We start from the raw sequence: 414 nt of genomic DNA, 5'->3' as shown, positions 1-414 counted from the left end.
GGGCGGCCCGCACCGCCGACCCCGGGTACCGGCTCACCGGCCTCGCCGACGCGCTCGCCGCCGTCCTCGTCCTCGCCCACCGCCTTCCGTACGCCACCGGCCCCGACCTGAGCGAACTGCGCGGCACGGTCCGCCGGCCGTACCGTCCCGACGGTTCCCTGCGTCTGTACGGGATCTTCTCCGAACCCGTCCTCACCGCAACCGGTTACGCGGGTGCGGCCACCTGGACCGCCGATTCCGACGGCCGCCTGTACACGGTGTCCGACGTGGCGCCGGGTGGCGCCTCCCGGGCGACCGGCGCCGCCGACCGGACCGTACGCATCGGCGACACCGCCCTGACCCACCGTGAACTGTCCCGCGCCGGACTGGCCGTGACCGGCGCCACCGTCTCCCCCGGACGGCCGCCTCGGCGCG

The 414-nt window shown here is 76.6% G+C and carries 1 pseudogene; it reads left to right on the top strand.

The annotated features are described in order from the left end of the window. Positions 1-414, top strand: a pseudogene (locus B9S61_RS00110) (hypothetical protein); the annotation flags it as partial.

It is taken from the genome of Streptomyces sp. SM1, assembly GCF_002910825.1.
GTDB lineage: Bacteria > Actinomycetota > Actinomycetes > Streptomycetales > Streptomycetaceae > Streptomyces > Streptomyces okerensis.
The sequence above is the reverse complement of the archived record's forward strand: the minus strand, read 5'-3'. Positions and strand labels throughout refer to the sequence as shown.